This is a genomic window from Kurthia sp. Dielmo (assembly GCF_000307285.2).
GTDB classification, from domain to species: Bacteria; Bacillota; Bacilli; order Bacillales_A; family Planococcaceae; genus Kurthia; species Kurthia populi.
On sequence record NZ_HE578958.1, the window covers coordinates 201037 to 216105 of the forward strand.

Sequence of the window (15069 nt, forward strand, 5' to 3'; positions counted from 1 at the left end):
TATTTTGTCCTCGTTCCTTTTTATTTGCGCTCATTTATAGGTTCTGGTCCAAACCACATTTCCATAAATTTTTTTGAAATAATCCAGTTATTTTTATCTGTTGTATCTACTTTAAAGTTTTTTAAAATTTTATCATCTACAGCTCGTCTCATTAAATCATTATCAGATAGCTTTTTATTCAAGCGATACAATGTAATTTCCCATCGCTTTACCGCTTCTTGAACCGTCATATAATTATCAATTCCCATATAGCTAATCTCTCCTTAAATGCTTTTTTCAAAACTATATGCGATGAGTCCTTTTAAACAATAGAGACATAAATCAAATTCAAGTACTTGTAATTTCATCTTTTTTAATCTATTTACAAAGTCAATGTAATCAGCTTCTGTTATTTTTGCTGTTTGTTCAATGTACAATAATTTTTGAAGCAGATCATGTTTCATTGTTGTAGAAGGCCACGCGTCTATCCGTGCTTTCAAATTTGTTAAATGATAATAAAAGTAACTTTTATAAACACTATTTGCTATAGAATTCATAAATAAAACCTCCATTTTATCCATTTAATTTAATTATTTTTAAATACTTTACACTATATAAATAGTGTAAACTATTTAAACTATAATTTCAAAATCATTATTTTTTCGTTTATCTATCATTTTTCTATTATTTTATATTCAGTATAATAATAAATTATTATACTGAATATAAAATAGATTCATTAGACTTCTATATTTACTTTCAGAAATAGAATTGCTGTTTTTTTATTTATTAAGTCCTAAAAAACTAATGAAAAATTATAAGATATTTTTAAATAAAATTTGTATAATATACCCATTATCTATACCTAAATATATAATGAAGTATAATTTATATTGATTTTCAAGTATATGTAAACAAAATAACCATTTGTAAATCCTTTGTTAACTCTTTTCAATCTACGCATAACTATTTAATGAAGGGGTATCAGAAAAATGAAAGAGGTGATAGTATGGAAAATCCACTCGTAACCTATGCGATATTAACAATGGCCATTGTGCTATTTATTGGACTTGCGATGAAACTTTTTGGAAGTCGCCGTTTTTTCCTATTACCTGGCGCTTGTATTGGGCTATTGGCATTCATTGGCATCGCCATTTCTTTATCCATTGAAGGTAGTTTTACAGCATTTTTCTACTTTTTATTATTTGGCAGTATTTTCTTTGGTGGAGCCCTTGGTACATTATTATTAGTCCCTGTTTATTTTATGAAAAGAACCTAATAAAAAAGCAGAAATCCATTACTGGATTTCTGCTTTTTTAATGCATTAAACAATATCGTATTGATGACGATGGAAATGCCAACCCTCAATAATCCCTTCAGCAGCACTCTTTTCTGCATGGTAAATCAAAGGTCCCTCAAGAAGCTTTAACTCCTCGCAAGCATTGCCAACAATAATTGCCGGGTATCCAGCTGCAATGAGATGCACATCATTTTCAGAATCACCCGCTACCACAACATTTTTCGTATGCTGACATTTTTCAAGCACATAATGTAATGCTGTTCCTTTATTCACATTAGGTGCTAACACATCGAGTTGGCGTTCATTACTGAAAATCGTTGTCGCTTCAATGCCTTGAGCTTGTAGTGCATATTTGAATAATTTATAAGTTTCTGGTGTCGCATTCAGTGCCAAACGATTATTAGCATCAACCTGCTGACATTCAATATCTAACTCATTCGCAATTTCCTCAATTGCTTTCACAGGCATTTTTTGAAATGCCGCACTCCAGAGTAAATCTTCATTAAATGTTTCACCACAATAGATAGAGCCGCCTGCATCACAAATTAAAATATCTGGCTGCGGCAAATTGTTTTCTTGTATGAGCTGATAGGCTGATTGAAAATAACGCCCTGTTATATAAATAAGTGAGGGACGATTGTCACCAAAATATGTCCATAACTGCTCATGTGAAATCTTCTCGCTTACAAGCGTATCGTCAAGATCCGTTGCAAGCACTTGCTCCTTAAGATTTGGATACATATGTCAAACTCCTTTTATACAATGCAGTAATATCTGTCACAATTTCTTTCCAGTTAAATGTTGTCATAGCACGTTTTTTTGCTTGTTTTTTCATCATTAGACGCATTGTTTTCTTTACTAATAACTCACGCATCGCAGACGCCAAGGCCTTTGGTGATGCTTTTGGCACGTGGATGCCTGTACGATTATCTACGACTACTTCTTGAAGTCCCCCGACATTTGTCGCGATGACGGGACATCCCGTCGCTTGTGCCTCTGCTGCCACCATCCCAAATGATTCATAGTAAGATGGCATAATTGTTGCAATGGCATTTGCATATAAGACTTTTAACTGCTTCGCATTTTGCGGTCCAATAAAGAGTACACGGTCTTCTATGCCCTGTAAGGCTTTTAATATTTTTCGATTACGCGGTAATTGTGTCTTCGGATTAATGCTTGCCTTTGTGCCGCCTGCTACAATTAATAAAACGTCTTTCGGTACATCAGGTTTCGTTATTACTTCTTTGAAAGCCGCAATCAATTCAAAGATTCCTTTCGTTTTAACGAGACGTCCTGCATAAAAATAATAATTTGTATTTACACGTGAAACGTCAATTGATTTTGTTAAATAAATTGGTGCAACACCAATCGGAATGACTTCTACACGGCTTTTTGGGGCACATCGTTCTATTAATTCTTTTTCTTGCTTTGTAGTAGCTAGCACCGTATCCGCTTCAATTAACACTTGTCGCTCACATGCTAAGCGGAAACGGTCTAGTTCGCCGCTTCCTTCTTTTTTAGCAAGTGCCAATGAATGGTTAGTATGAATAAATGGAATTCCATAATTTTTCTTCAGCTCGCATCCCACAAGGCCTGACATCCAGTAATGGGTATGAATAATGGCATACGATGAAATAGGTAGCGCTTCTACAATTTCCTCATAAAAAGCCCCCATCAAACTACGCATCTCATTTTTATCAACATAGCCATGGACACCTGCATCGAAGCGATGTACATAACTATGTTGCCCAATTTTCTCAATTTGTGGTGCGGATGTGTTACACCAATGCGTAGCAATATCCACAGCATATCCTAAGCTATCCAGTTCTAATGCTAATTGTTTGACATAATTGTTCTGACCTCCAGCCTGTCTACTACCAAGTGGTGCTAGGGGATCTCCATGTTCTGAAATAAATAAAATTTTTTTCATTACCATTTCCTCCTTATGTCATAGATGTTTCTTATTAATAGTCTTCCCATCTAAAAGATGCTTTAACATATTTTTAGAACTACTTATAAAAATAAGATTTTCTACTTAAAAATAAAAAAAGAGAAATCTTGAAAGATTCCTACTCCATTTATTCTACTCTACTGGACATTTCATTAACCAATCAATTTGCGTGTCATCACCAATAACAAAGGCATGTTCACTAAATTTTTGAAAGCCTTTTTTCTCGTAAAAAGCAATGGCATTTGTATTATGCTCCCATACGCCTAACCAGACATTCGTTTTGTGCTTCAATTCAGCTTGTTTGAATGCTTCATTCATTAATAACTTACCTAACCCCTGCTTCTGATATGCTTTACGCACATAAATCCGTTCAACTTCTAATGTATCCTCACCCATATCCTCCGTCTGGGCATCCCCTACATTTATTTTTAGATACGCCACTACCTGCTCTTTATCATTTCTTAAAAAATAAAAAGTGGACTGTGGATTGCGTAGTTCAGCAATTAGCTTTTCCTCTGCATAAGCCTTATCTAAAAAATCAGCCATATCTTTTTCTGGCGTCGTCCCTACAAATGTATCGTAAAATGTTTCGCGGCTAATTTGTTGTAAAGTTGCTACATCGTTTGGCGTACACTGTACAAATTTCATAAAAACCCTCCTAATACTGTCGTTTATTTCCCTTTTTCACAAAATCCCATTCTACTTCTACTTGATGACGCATTTTTTCAAGCATGTCTTGTAGTAATTGTTTTTCTTTTATCGTAAAGCCTTCTAATGCGACATCATCAGAATAATCATTTTCTCGCTTTAAATATGGATAAACCGCAGCACCTTTCTCTGTCACATACAACTTTTTAATTTTTTTATTTGTAGCATCATCACGTTTCTCTATGAACCCCTGTTGCTGAAGCTTTTGTACAGCACGCGCAGCTGTCGTACGGTCTACCATTAACATCTCTGCCACTTTTTCTTGAATAATACCCGGATGTTCATAAATACGAATTAAATACAGATATTGACCCTTCGTCATATTTAATTCTTTAAATTCGATATTACTAATCGAATCCAGCGCACGCGCAATCATCCCAATTTCCCGTAAAATCGTTGTCATATTACACCTCACTTTGTTGTAAATACAACATTATTATATTGTATTTGCAACAAAAAAAGCAATAAAAAAAAGCAGGGAAGCTGTCCCTACTTCTTCTCTTAAGTTATCCAATCGCGTATTCACGATCAAAATGACGATCTGTTGCGAGTGCATCAATAAAAGCTTCTAATCCTTTCACAACGCCAGGTGCTTTACTATAAGCAACTTGAATAACATCCTCATCCGTATAGCCAATCGCTTTATAGTGATTGTATACTTCATCAATAAATGTTTCGACTTTGCGTTGTGTTAACGCATCTTCAAACTTCGTCGCAACAATTAAACCATCATATAATACCGGAGAAGCTGTATCAAATGTATGGTCACTTATAACGTCTCCTAACGTTCCTTGTCGATCACTAACGATTTCGACGACAATACCCGCTGCTTCTAGTGCTTCAATAAGTGGCTTTGCTTCCTCCCCTTTTTGAATAATGACCGCAACTTTTTTCGTTTCTACAAAACGAATTGGATTCGTATACATACTTACAGCTGGTGATTGCTTCGTTTCTGTCTCTTCTGGAATGGTCTCAATTGTCGCAGTAACGCCCACTTTTTCAGCTAAAGTTTTTGCGAGGTCATGGCTAATATGTGCCACCATTTCTACAACCTGTTTACGCACATCCATACTTTGTACTTTCCCTACTTCAAAGCAGAATGCCTTCGTAATATGTTCTTTTTCTATTGGTGTCATACTATTCCAAAATAGACGTGCTTGAGAAAAGTGATCCTCAAAGCCTTTACTACGTGCACGAATTTTTCGACCATCTACTTTTTCTTGGTAATGCTCATATCCACCATTAGCACGTGGAACAGGGTTTGGTGTATTATTTTGCAAGCTGTTTTTGTGGTAGCTTACTTGACCGCGGTTGATTGTTTGACGGTTGTAGCCATCTCGTTGATTATTATGGAATGGACAAACTGGTTTATTGATTGGAATCTCGTGGAAATTAGGACCACCAAGACGAATCAACTGCGTATCTGTATAAGAGAATAAACGGCCTTGTAATAACGGGTCATTTGAGAAGTCAATCCCTGGTACAACATGTCCTACATGGAAGGCCACTTGCTCTGTTTCTGCAAAGAAATTGTCCACATTACGATTAAGCGTCATCTTTCCAAGCTTTCGAAGCGGAACTTGTTCTTCAGGCCAAATCTTCGTTGGATCTAAAATATCAAAATCAAATGCAAATTCTTGCTCTTCTGGAATCAGTTGCACCGCTAATTCATACTCTGGATAATTGCCCTGTTCAATAGCATCATATAAGTCTCGGCGATGGAAATCTGGATCTTTCCCAGCAATCTTTTGCGCCTCATCCCAAACAAACGAGTGAACACCAAGTACCGGTTTCCAGTGCAATTTAACGAAATGTGCCACACCATCTTCATTTACAAAGCGATACGTATTAACACCAAAGCCCTCCATCATACGATAGCTTCGTGGAATGGAACGGTCTGACATATGCCACATCACCATATGCGCTGCTTCTTGGTTATTCGCTACAAAATCCCAGAATGTATCATGGGCACTTTGTGCTTGTGGTATTTCATTATGCGGCTCTGGCTTCACTGCATGGACAAAGTCTGGAAATTTAATAGCATCTTGAATAAAGAATACCGGAATGTTATTACCGACTAGGTCATAATTTCCTTCCTCTGTGTAAAATTTCGTCGCAAAGCCACGTGCATCACGTACACTGTCAGCCGACCCACGAGAACCTGCCACTGTTGAAAAACGTACAAAAACAGGCGTTTGCTTTCCTTTTTCACTTAAAAACTTCGCCATCGTAATATCACTCGCATCCCCGTAGCTTTCAAAATAGCCATGTGCAGCTGTTCCGCGTGCATGGACGACGCGCTCTGGGATTCGCTCATGGTCAAAATGTGTCATTTTTTCACGAAAATGAAAATCCTCCATAATCGTCGGTCCACGATCTCCAACTTTTAATGAAAATTCATCTTCACTCATTTTCAAGCCCTGATTCGTTGTCAGCGCCTTATCTCGATCCTCTACTGTATAGTCCTCTAATTGTTGTTTTTTCTTGTTCTCTTGCTCCATGTTCATTTTCCTCCTTTGAATTAACAGGTTTTTGAATGAATCGGATGCATGTTTTCTTTATTGGACACCCTTATGTAGTAGACTGCCCAATAAGATGAATTTCTAACAGGTAAAAAGGTTTAGTTTCTTAATTCCAAACGAAAGGACTAAAATAATAAACTAGTTTATTTTCTTTAAACCTAAAATAATTTTAATAAAATAAGTAGCCGCCGTCTGGCCATCAATCTCCTGTGCTGTCAGCCATTGTTCCACCACACCTAAAAATGCCGATGCAGCAAAAGCGGCCGTATAGGGAATAGGCACATTTTCAATTATTAACGCCTTTTTTTCAATAAATTGATTCATAAAAAAATCGCGTAGCTTCTTTGTAAATTCGACATCCTGAAGTAATAGTGTACGAAATACTTTTTGCTGTTCTTCAATGTACTGAAATACTCGTGTAGAAAATGGCGACACGATGCCTTGTTGGGCTTCTGCTAAAATCGACGCTGGCTGAAGCGACTTGATAGCTTTTTCTAAGCCCTCAATTAAACGTTTTTCAATTGTTTCTAGGATAGCGTACTTATCTACAAAATGAACATACACTGTACCACGGTTGACTTCTGCCTGATTGGCAATTGTTTGAACCGATACTTTTGATAGTGGGCGTTGCTGTAATAATGTAATCAGTGCATCCATAATTTTTTGCTTAGTTGCAACATTCATTTCATCATAAATTGTCATAATACCCTCCAAACCATTCAACACTTTGTTAAATAGTGATTATTGCTATAGTATACGTCGCATCTTATGATAGTTACATCATCTTAAAAGGAGTTCTGTATGAAAAAAAGTACCATTTTTTTAACGATTGCTACAGCAATTTTAGTCGTCTTGATTGGGAAAGCCTTTATTTTTAATGATGCAGTGAAATTTTATTTACTCATTTTCGTTGCGGTTGGACTAGGTCTCGCGCTTTTACGTCTTGGTGTGAACGGCGCCATTAAAAAAATGCGGGGTAAGCATATCGGCTTCAAAATTTTATTTTTCATTATATTATTAGGATTTGGATTGCCATTCCAAAATTGGTTCCGTAAGGATGTTATTTTCGCAATGGATAGCTCATTTATCGTTCCTTGTATTATTACGACTGTTGCGAGCGTTATTTTTTTCACGATTATTTATGGTCGCGTATACGAAAAGGTTCGCGTACGTTTTTAACATAAAAAGAGGGTGTCAGCCATTAAGGCAGCACCCTCTTTTTTATATTACGCTAACTTGCCAGTGTTTTTCTCTTTCGTAGTTGCTTGTTCATATTCCTTGGCACTCATGACGTCGCTAACATGCATATTTACTTCGACAACATGTATACCCGTCATATAAGCTACTTGCTCCGTTACAAGGTCAATTACTTTTTTGAAAATAGTTGGTGCACTTTGACCGTACTCTAAAATCACGTTTAAATTGACAATGGCTTGTTTTTCTCCAACCTCTGCCGACACACCTCGTGCCACATTGTTCGAGCTAAAGCGGTCTGTAAAACCGCCTTTCATATCTAAAATGCCCTTCATTTCACGTGCTGCTAACCCCGCAATTTTTGCAATGACACCATCATCAAATGTTAATGAATTTTCATGTTTCGGCTGTTCAAGTGCTTCATTTACTCCTGCTTGGTCATTGTATACTTTTTCTTCATTCATTATAATCGACTCCTTTTTAGTAAATTAAATCACACGACGGCGTAATTCTTTTTGATCAATCGGCTGAAATTTCAAATGACGCACAGGCATCTCTGCAAACTGCTCAGTACTGGCTTTAATATCGCTATACATTTGTTCAAATAATACCTGTGTATCAGGGCGAGTTACGAACATATCAATCATAATATCGAGGTAGGAATCTTTTGAACGCTGATGTAATTTCACCGCAACAGTTGGCTGCCGTACATCATCATATTTTTCGATGGCCTGCTTCACATGATTTTCAATCGTTTGTTTCGTAATATAGATGTCGCCATCCTCAAAGCGCTCATAAATACCACGTTTTTTATATGATGTAGAAAAGGCAAACAGAAGAAAAATAAGCGCAATGAAGACAATAAGCGCAGTCAAAATATAGAGCATAGGCTCAAACCATTCATAACCGCTTAGTTGTCGCTGTATATCCGACAACTGGGGAATGTCAAACACCATCAACGCAAGCGCGCCTATGCCTAAAAAAACAATGAGCCCTATTAAAAAGCTAATAAGACGCTTCAATTTATGCACCTCCTACTATTATTTCTTTATTGTCATTCTTCCACTATTCCTCAAAAATAAACGCCTGATTCATTTGTAGTCATACATACCTAAAAGCCTAATAAGTCCCTTTCCCTAGCATTTTTTCTGTTTGCAGCGGGAATAGATAACTATAACTTAAAATGAAAGGTGTGATTCACAATGAAGAAATGGACAAAGCCATTCATTGCAACAATGATTGCGCTACCACTTATGACGGCTCCACTTGCAGCACATGCCTCACAACAACTCACAATCTATGCTCCAAATAAAATGGCGACAAAATTAGTCGTTGAGCATAAGTCGCCTTATAGCTACGCTAAAAATGGTTCAATGACAAAATTTTTAATGCATGAGCTACACTATACACATTATGTAAAAGGGTATGCTGTATCAAAATCAGAAAAAACGATTACGCTTAATTTCAAATCATCTCTAGCAACTAGCCAAGTCGTGCAAGGCTCTACTGGTGGCCAATTCTTCACGGATCGCATCGCTGTAACATTCTTTAAAAACATGCCTAAATTACAAACAATTTATTTCCGTCTAGATGGTAAAAAAACGTCGCTCGATCATGTTAACTTTACGAACATTCAACGTAGCGACTACAAAAAAATGTTGAAATAATATCAAACCCGAGGCGATTGTCTCGGTTTTTTTGTGTTCGATGAAACATTTTTTCGGGTATTCCGTATACTATAGTACATTCTAGAAAAAGATGGTGATGACGTGGATTTAACACAGCTCAATATTTTATTATATAAACAACCTAGTACGCAGGATTTTACATTACCCTTGACGCAAGTAGGCGATATTCCAATTATTAATAGCAATCACTCAGCAAATATCATGCTCTACATTATGGATGCAAAAGGGCCAACTGCGGATGAATTGTTTACGATTCAGCAGGCAGCGAAAAAAATGCCGGTTGTTATTGCACTTCGTCATGTAGAGGGGCCCATTGATTTGGATATGACACTGCCACCGAATGTGACGTTAACAAATGCAGATGATGTCATCATGTTAGAAGATGCATTATTTGAAGGTTATTTGCGCGTCGTTCGTGCTTACTTCCGCGCGAAAATGATGCTGTATGCGAAAAAAGCATTGATTCCGTATAAGGAAAAAGTTGAAAAAATATGGCGCACGAAAAATGCACAGCAGCAGGCCGAGCAATTTACTGCACAATTTTTAACAAAGGATTTGCCGCCTATTTTGCATCAGGTGGCTGAGGAACTCTTACTGCCATTATCACCTAAAATTGCTTTTTTCGAGGAGCAGCCTGAACAAAAGCTGTCACTAGATACATTTACATCAAATGTATCTGCATTCTTCAAACAGCTACGCGGTCCTATTGAAGAAGTCGAAGAAAAACCTGGGCGCTTCAAAACATTGATTGGCAAAACATCGAAAAAAGCACGTGCCATTGTCAATAAGTCGTCAATTCATGTAGCGGATGCCTTTGAACACTATATTTTAGAGCAGCTTCGCACAAATCGTGATGTAGCAGATTTAGTCGAGAGCTATATTTCACAAGTGAAAGAGGCCATGCTACCAACACGCGCTCGCCAATCTGTAAATGTCGCGATTTTAGGGCAGACAGGCGTTGGTAAATCGTCCCTTATCAACTATTTATTTAATGCGCCAAAACGTGCCACTGGTGCCGGAAAACCTGTGACCGAGCAAGGCTTTTTTGAGGAAAAGCTCGTATTAAATGGCATTCCAGTATCGCTAATTGATTCATGGGGCATTGAGCAGGGCAAAGACCAGGTATGGCTAGCAGACTTTAATCATTTCCTTGAGGCACGCGGCTATAAAGCAGCCGTTGCAGAATGGGTGCATATCGCCATTTATTGTATTTCAGGCGCCTCTGCTCGCGTGCAAGATTTTGATTTAAAAGTAATTGATATGCTACGGGAGAAAAAAATCCATGTTATTGTGGCGCTAACAAAGGCTTCGCTCGTATCGCCACAAGTCATCGCTGAGCTAACAGAAACCATACACGATGCGACGCGTGAGGACGTTACCGTTATTCCAGTCAATAGTGTGGCACAAAAACTGATGACGGGCCAGGTCATTGAACAGCAGGGTCTTGAAGAGATTACCGCACATATTCGTGTCAATTATTTAGAGATGCTAAATGAGCGACTACCAGAGCGTATTTTCTATTTAGCAAATCGTAAAGTGGCTGGTGAGTACCGCCGACGTATCGAGGAAAGTCCATCAAGTAAGGAAGCGGTTGCACTTGCGAAGCAGCTATCTGAGCGCTTTGTAAGCCAAGATTTAAATCTATTAATGGAGCGAGAGGTGCATGCCGCAATGACTACGTATGCAAGTACACTTGATGTGACTCATCCGGCACGCCGTACAAATCGCACGAATCACGTCGATAATGAGTGGCGCATTGAGGCATTAGATGTGGCCTTTAGTAAATTAGAAGAGGCATTTCGTTCAACGATTTTAATGCAGGCACCGCCACAAGTAGGACGCAAGTTTCAAAAAGAGATGGAGCGGTATTTGACGGAAAATCGTGCTCGTATTGAAGATGAAACACGCCAAACTATTGCACGTGCAAGTGCCGCGATTGACAAGGAGGAATTATAGATGACAAAGGAAGACTATCAGGTGACCGAGCAAGTTGAAAAAGCGCTCGAAGTATTTTTAAAAGAGGATGGCAATGCCAATATTCTCGTTGTAGGCGCAACAGGTGTTGGTAAATCAGCACTTGTCAACAAAGTATTTGATATCGATTTTACAAAGGTCGGGAATGGGAAGCCTGTCACACAGGAAACAACGAAATATTCTGTTCCAAATATGCCGATCACCCTATTTGATACGAAAGGCTATGAACTCGCAACTGAGGAACATACTCGATTTTTAAATGAAATGCAGCTCTATATGGAAGATAGCAAAACCAAACCAGCGGACCAAATTCATATGGTGTGGTACTGCATTGCCGCGCCAAATAGCCGCGTAACCGATATGGATATCGCGATGATTGAGCGCTTTATGAAAACGGGTAAGCCCCTTGCTGTTGTGCTAACAAAGGCTGATATGGCGGCTGAGGAAGATTTACGTGCGATGATGGCCATTTTACAGCAGGCGAATATCCCTCATTTCTATGTCTCAACCGTATATGATGCAGGCGATAATTTCGAGCTTAGCAAGCTCATCACTTGGACATACGAGCATATCGAGCCGTCTGTAAAATATGCATTCTTACGTGCTCAGCGTACGAATGTCGACCTTGTGAAAAAAGAAGTGAATAAAGCTATCCGTCAGCATGCGGCCGCTTCGTTTGCGGTCGGCTTTACGCCGATTCCATTTGCAGATGGTCCCCTTTTATTAGCGAACCAAAGCGCGATGATTGGTCGCATTATGAAGCAATATGGCTTAGATAGTGACTTCGAAAATATTTCGGTTATCGTCAGTGCGCTCGGTGCAGGAACACTTGTCAGCAATCTTGGACGCTACCTCGTAGCACAGCTTACAAAATTTATTCCAGGTGCAGGCTCGGTTATTAACGGCTCGGTTGCGACAGCAATTACTGTATCACTTGGCTTTACGGTATCCGAAATTTGCTACCGTATTGCGAAGAAAAACATTCGTGGTGAGGACGTAACCGAGTTTATGACGGATCTATTAAAAAGTGATGAAGTGAAAAAAATGTTTGATGATTTCTTGAAAAAAGAAATGGATAATCAAAAGAAAAAATAAAAATACGCAGAAGCTTTCATCAGAGGGCTTCTGCTTTTTTATATTTGTATAATTTAATAAAATAATAAAAAGTTATCATATCAACATTTATTATCTATTATGTGCAGAATACCTTCTGTTCATTGAATGATTTTGCACCTTTTGGGTAAAGATAATGGAAGGAGGTTTTGCAAATGACACGAGTTTGGTTAATTACAGGCGCTAGTAGTGGTCTTGGCTATGCCTTTGCAAAAAAAGCACTCCAGTCAGGCGATAACGTAGCCGGGCTAGCACGTCATATTGAAACATTAGAGGAGCTTAGGCAGGATTATCCGACACAGTTATTCCCTATGGTGGCGGATGTCACGCAAAAAGAAGCAATCACACAAGCTATTCAAAAAGTTCACCAGCATTTCGGACATATTGATATTGTTGTGAACAGTGCAGGCTCGATGATGCTTGGGATGGCAGAGGAATTTACAGAGCAACAAGTACGCGATCAAATGGAGACGAATTTTTTTGGTGCTGTCTGGGTAACACAGGCGGTGATGCCGATCATGCGAAGCCAGCAAAGCGGGCATATTATTCAAATCTCAAGTATTGGGGGGATTGTTACCGGACCGATGACGAGTATGTATAGTGCTAGTAAGTTTGCGCTTGAGGGCTTTAGTGAAGCATTGGCACACGAAGCCGCTCACTTTGGCATTCATACAACGATTGTCGAACCGGGTGGCTACTGGACCAATTTGTATTTAAAGCTACAATTCGCAGAGCAGCTACCCGGTTATGATTCTTATCGTGAGGAACTTAGTCAGCAAGAAAACCAATCTGTCGATAGCGCACCGGAGCTTGCGGCTGATGCCTTATGGGAGATCGTGCAAGCAAAAAATCCCCCACTTCGTTTCATTTTAGGAAGCATGGTCTTTGATGCCGCACTCGACCATACGACGAAAAAAATCAATACGTGGCGTGAATGGGAACCGGCAAGTCGCCATGCTGAAAAAGCAACGCCGCCCCCAGAAGGCTATGGCGAATAAATACAGTCAAAACAGCTGACACCGGCTGTTTTTTTCTATTGGAAAAGCGTGCTGCCTGATTAGGTACTATACTGTTTTTAAGATAACTGACACGAGCATACATAGCTGAGCGGGACCTTGAACAACCCTTTCCTGCATATGCACTTTTTACTTTTCCCCAGCAAGTCCTAATGGCTCTGTATCAATAAATATATTTTTTTGTTCATTCATGTTCTACACCCCTACTACAGTGTAAAATATTTACAGAAATTTGTAAAAACCATTCATCGCATCTGATTTTTTAATACGTTATACTGAAGAAAAAGGAGGGGTTCTATGAACTACCTTTATCCACCAGACCTCGTTGAACGAACCAAGAGTGACTGGCAGCATTATTTAAAAACACATGATTTACCTGAGCCAATCGTGCATTTTCCAAATGATGATGAATTACTTACTATGCTACATATCATGTATCATTTAAGTTTTGCGAAAGAAGAGGCGCGACCAAGTACCGCAAAGATGACCTATTTGAATCCACATGAGCTGTCGTCTGTACTTAGTGATACGAAGGCACCTACGTTTTTTGATCATCCAATTCCCTTCACAAAAAGTGAAATCAAGCGGCTCTGTCCGGCATTTGATCCGGAAAAAAGCATTTTGGCTATTTGTGCGCAAAAGCATGTCTCACAAACTAACTCAGACGAACTTGTCGTATGGGGTGTACTGCCTGTAGAAAATACTTTTTCGCGCATTAAAGATGAAATGCTGGCGCTTGTGGCCCCGTCCGCTCATTTATTTACGCTCAGTGTTTTCGAGCCGGGTGAACTGATTGCTAGTGCCGGAAGTGAGGAATTGTATCGCCTAAGTGGTGGTCAGCTTGTAAAATATCCGGCTCGAACAATTAGTGAAGGGATTATCGGACAGCATTTTGAAGAGGTTTTAACGGAATTATTTATTGCCGGAAAAGGCTCGAGAAATTTAGCGAAAAAAGTATACTTTAGAACCCTTAGCAATATATTGAAGCTTATTGAAAAAGAACGTCATGGCGGTACACTCATTATTGTCCCGTCCACCTTTACGGCTGATCCCCATGCGCTCGATATGAAATATGAACTGCGTGGACCGGCGATTTGGCCAAAACTTGTCAACACCGTTGAACATTTAAATTGGCTTCATAAAATGAAAGCCATGCCTGAGATGAGTCAATTGACGAAAACATTAGCAAGTGATTTCTCAACCTATCTTGGGCAGCAACAACCAATGAATATGGTCGACAAAGTATTTCATGTAAAAGAGGCAAATGAGCGAATTACCGAGCATGAGCATTTCATTGCATCACTGTCAGAGGTTGACGGTGCTGTCGTGATGAATGATCATTTAGAGGTGCTTGGCTTTGGTACAGAAATCCGCCTAACGAATGACCAGCTGAGCTCGATCAAGCAAGCACTATCTCCGCATGCGCGAGAATCACGTGTTCTAAAAATTACGTCCTATGGTACGCGACACCGCTCTGCTATTCGCTACGCAAAATACAATCCGGCAGCTATCGTTTTTGTGATTTCACAAGATGGTCGTGTTAAAGCAGTGAAACAACATGAAGGGATTACCTACCTTTGGGATGGTATTCGCTTAACGTAAATAAACTGGCACAAAACACGTC

The 15069-nt window shown here is 38.9% G+C and carries 17 protein-coding genes; 7 read left to right on the forward strand and 10 right to left on the reverse strand.

Features of this window, described 5'->3' with window-relative positions; all coding sequences use genetic code 11:
• Positions 1-20: 20 nt before the first annotated feature.
• Together KTHG_RS09590 and KTHG_RS09595 are read right to left on the reverse strand one after the other, a co-directional pair.
• Positions 21-248 carry a helix-turn-helix domain-containing protein gene (locus KTHG_RS09590; RefSeq protein WP_126989657.1) on the reverse strand — a complete coding sequence of 76 codons (228 nt, stop codon included), beginning with the start codon at positions 246-248 and terminating at the stop codon, positions 21-23.
• 15 nt (positions 249-263) lie between these two features.
• Positions 264-536 (reverse strand): hypothetical protein, encoded by a 273-nt coding sequence (locus KTHG_RS09595; RefSeq protein WP_126989658.1) that lies wholly within the window; start codon positions 534-536, stop codon positions 264-266.
• 452 nt (positions 537-988) lie between these two features.
• Between KTHG_RS09595 and KTHG_RS09600 the strand changes: the two genes are divergently transcribed.
• On the forward strand, positions 989-1258 hold the full coding sequence (locus KTHG_RS09600; RefSeq protein ID WP_139993121.1) for a hypothetical protein: 270 nt from the start codon (positions 989-991) through the stop codon (positions 1256-1258).
• Between the two features lie 45 nt (positions 1259-1303).
• Here the strand turns inward: KTHG_RS09600 and KTHG_RS09605 are convergent, their stop codons facing one another.
• The 6 genes from KTHG_RS09605 to KTHG_RS09630 form a co-directional block, all read right to left on the reverse strand.
• Positions 1304-2020, reverse strand: coding sequence for an HAD-IIB family hydrolase (locus KTHG_RS09605; protein WP_139993123.1), 717 nt, complete (start codon positions 2018-2020; stop codon positions 1304-1306).
• A complete protein-coding gene (locus tag KTHG_RS09610) occupies positions 2004-3209 on the reverse strand; it encodes a glycosyltransferase (RefSeq protein ID WP_186439546.1) in 1206 nt (401 codons plus the stop codon). The genes KTHG_RS09605 and KTHG_RS09610 overlap by 17 nt, the downstream gene beginning before the upstream one ends.
• Positions 3210-3362: 153 nt before the next feature.
• Positions 3363-3878 (reverse strand): GNAT family N-acetyltransferase, encoded by a 516-nt coding sequence (locus KTHG_RS09615; protein ID WP_139993127.1) that lies wholly within the window; start codon positions 3876-3878, stop codon positions 3363-3365.
• Positions 3879-3888: 10 nt separating this feature from the next.
• Positions 3889-4341, reverse strand: a complete 453-nt coding sequence (locus KTHG_RS09620; RefSeq protein ID WP_126989663.1) for a MarR family winged helix-turn-helix transcriptional regulator — start codon at positions 4339-4341, stop codon at positions 3889-3891.
• Between the two features lie 103 nt (positions 4342-4444).
• The gene (locus KTHG_RS09625; protein ID WP_139993129.1) at positions 4445-6439 is read right to left on the reverse strand and encodes a catalase; all 1995 of its coding nucleotides are present in this window, start codon (positions 6437-6439) and stop codon (positions 4445-4447) included.
• A 159-nt stretch (positions 6440-6598) separates the two neighbouring features.
• Positions 6599-7162, reverse strand: a complete 564-nt coding sequence (locus tag KTHG_RS09630) for a TetR/AcrR family transcriptional regulator (RefSeq protein ID WP_139993131.1) — start codon at positions 7160-7162, stop codon at positions 6599-6601.
• Positions 7163-7261: 99 nt separating this feature from the next.
• Between KTHG_RS09630 and KTHG_RS09635 the strand changes: the two genes are divergently transcribed.
• Positions 7262-7639, forward strand: a complete 378-nt coding sequence (locus KTHG_RS09635; RefSeq protein WP_139993133.1) for an MFS transporter permease — start codon at positions 7262-7264, stop codon at positions 7637-7639.
• Positions 7640-7686: 47 nt separating this feature from the next.
• On the opposite strand, the gene KTHG_RS09640 is transcribed toward KTHG_RS09635, so the two are convergent.
• Both KTHG_RS09640 and amaP read right to left on the reverse strand, forming a co-directional pair.
• Positions 7687-8118 (reverse strand): Asp23/Gls24 family envelope stress response protein, encoded by a 432-nt coding sequence (locus KTHG_RS09640; RefSeq protein ID WP_139993135.1) that lies wholly within the window; start codon positions 8116-8118, stop codon positions 7687-7689.
• A 24-nt stretch (positions 8119-8142) separates the two neighbouring features.
• Positions 8143-8676 (reverse strand): alkaline shock response membrane anchor protein AmaP, encoded by a 534-nt coding sequence (gene amaP / locus KTHG_RS09645; RefSeq protein WP_139993137.1) that lies wholly within the window; start codon positions 8674-8676, stop codon positions 8143-8145.
• Positions 8677-8856: 180 nt separating this feature from the next.
• On the opposite strand from amaP, the gene KTHG_RS09650 reads away from it, so the two are divergent.
• The 5 genes from KTHG_RS09650 to KTHG_RS09670 all read left to right on the forward strand — a co-directional run bounded on the left by KTHG_RS09650 (position 8857) and on the right by KTHG_RS09670 (position 15047).
• Positions 8857-9321: a hypothetical protein gene (locus tag KTHG_RS09650; protein ID WP_139993139.1), complete on the forward strand. Its 465-nt coding sequence runs from the start codon at positions 8857-8859 to the stop codon at positions 9319-9321.
• Between the two features lie 102 nt (positions 9322-9423).
• The gene (locus KTHG_RS09655) at positions 9424-11298 is read left to right on the forward strand and encodes a GTPase domain-containing protein (protein ID WP_139993141.1); all 1875 of its coding nucleotides are present in this window, start codon (positions 9424-9426) and stop codon (positions 11296-11298) included.
• Complete coding sequence (locus KTHG_RS09660) at positions 11299-12411, forward strand: YcjF family protein (RefSeq protein WP_139993143.1); 1113 nt, start codon at positions 11299-11301, stop codon at positions 12409-12411. It abuts the gene before it with no gap.
• A 173-nt stretch (positions 12412-12584) separates the two neighbouring features.
• Positions 12585-13427, forward strand: coding sequence for an SDR family NAD(P)-dependent oxidoreductase (locus KTHG_RS09665; RefSeq protein ID WP_139993145.1), 843 nt, complete (start codon positions 12585-12587; stop codon positions 13425-13427).
• A 315-nt stretch (positions 13428-13742) separates the two neighbouring features.
• Positions 13743-15047 carry a putative sensor domain DACNV-containing protein gene (locus tag KTHG_RS09670; protein WP_139993147.1) on the forward strand — a complete coding sequence of 435 codons (1305 nt, stop codon included), beginning with the start codon at positions 13743-13745 and terminating at the stop codon, positions 15045-15047.
• Positions 15048-15069: the final 22 nt, after the last annotated feature.

Bases quoted from the DNA above. Each gene is read 5' to 3' on its own strand.
- KTHG_RS09590 (WP_126989657.1), bottom strand. From the start codon at position 248: ATGGGAATTGATAATTATATGACGGTTCAAGAAGCGGTAAAGCGATGG.
- KTHG_RS09595 (WP_126989658.1), bottom strand. From the start codon at position 536: ATGAATTCTATAGCAAATAGTGTTTATAAAAGTTACTTTTATTATCAT.
- KTHG_RS09600 (WP_139993121.1), top strand. From the start codon at position 989: ATGGAAAATCCACTCGTAACCTATGCGATATTAACAATGGCCATTGTG.
- KTHG_RS09605 (WP_139993123.1), bottom strand. From the start codon at position 2,020: ATGTATCCAAATCTTAAGGAGCAAGTGCTTGCAACGGATCTTGACGAT.
- KTHG_RS09610 (WP_186439546.1), bottom strand. From the start codon at position 3,209: ATGAAAAAAATTTTATTTATTTCAGAACATGGAGATCCCCTAGCACCA.
- KTHG_RS09615 (WP_139993127.1), bottom strand. From the start codon at position 3,878: ATGAAATTTGTACAGTGTACGCCAAACGATGTAGCAACTTTACAACAA.
- KTHG_RS09620 (WP_126989663.1), bottom strand. From the start codon at position 4,341: ATGACAACGATTTTACGGGAAATTGGGATGATTGCGCGTGCGCTGGAT.
- KTHG_RS09625 (WP_139993129.1), bottom strand. From the start codon at position 6,439: ATGGAGCAAGAGAACAAGAAAAAACAACAATTAGAGGACTATACAGTA.
- KTHG_RS09630 (WP_139993131.1), bottom strand. From the start codon at position 7,162: ATGACAATTTATGATGAAATGAATGTTGCAACTAAGCAAAAAATTATG.
- KTHG_RS09635 (WP_139993133.1), top strand. From the start codon at position 7,262: ATGAAAAAAAGTACCATTTTTTTAACGATTGCTACAGCAATTTTAGTC.
- KTHG_RS09640 (WP_139993135.1), bottom strand. From the start codon at position 8,118: ATGAATGAAGAAAAAGTATACAATGACCAAGCAGGAGTAAATGAAGCA.
- KTHG_RS09650 (WP_139993139.1), top strand. From the start codon at position 8,857: ATGAAGAAATGGACAAAGCCATTCATTGCAACAATGATTGCGCTACCA.
- KTHG_RS09660 (WP_139993143.1), top strand. From the start codon at position 11,299: ATGACAAAGGAAGACTATCAGGTGACCGAGCAAGTTGAAAAAGCGCTC.
- KTHG_RS09665 (WP_139993145.1), top strand. From the start codon at position 12,585: ATGACACGAGTTTGGTTAATTACAGGCGCTAGTAGTGGTCTTGGCTAT.
- KTHG_RS09670 (WP_139993147.1), top strand. From the start codon at position 13,743: ATGAACTACCTTTATCCACCAGACCTCGTTGAACGAACCAAGAGTGAC.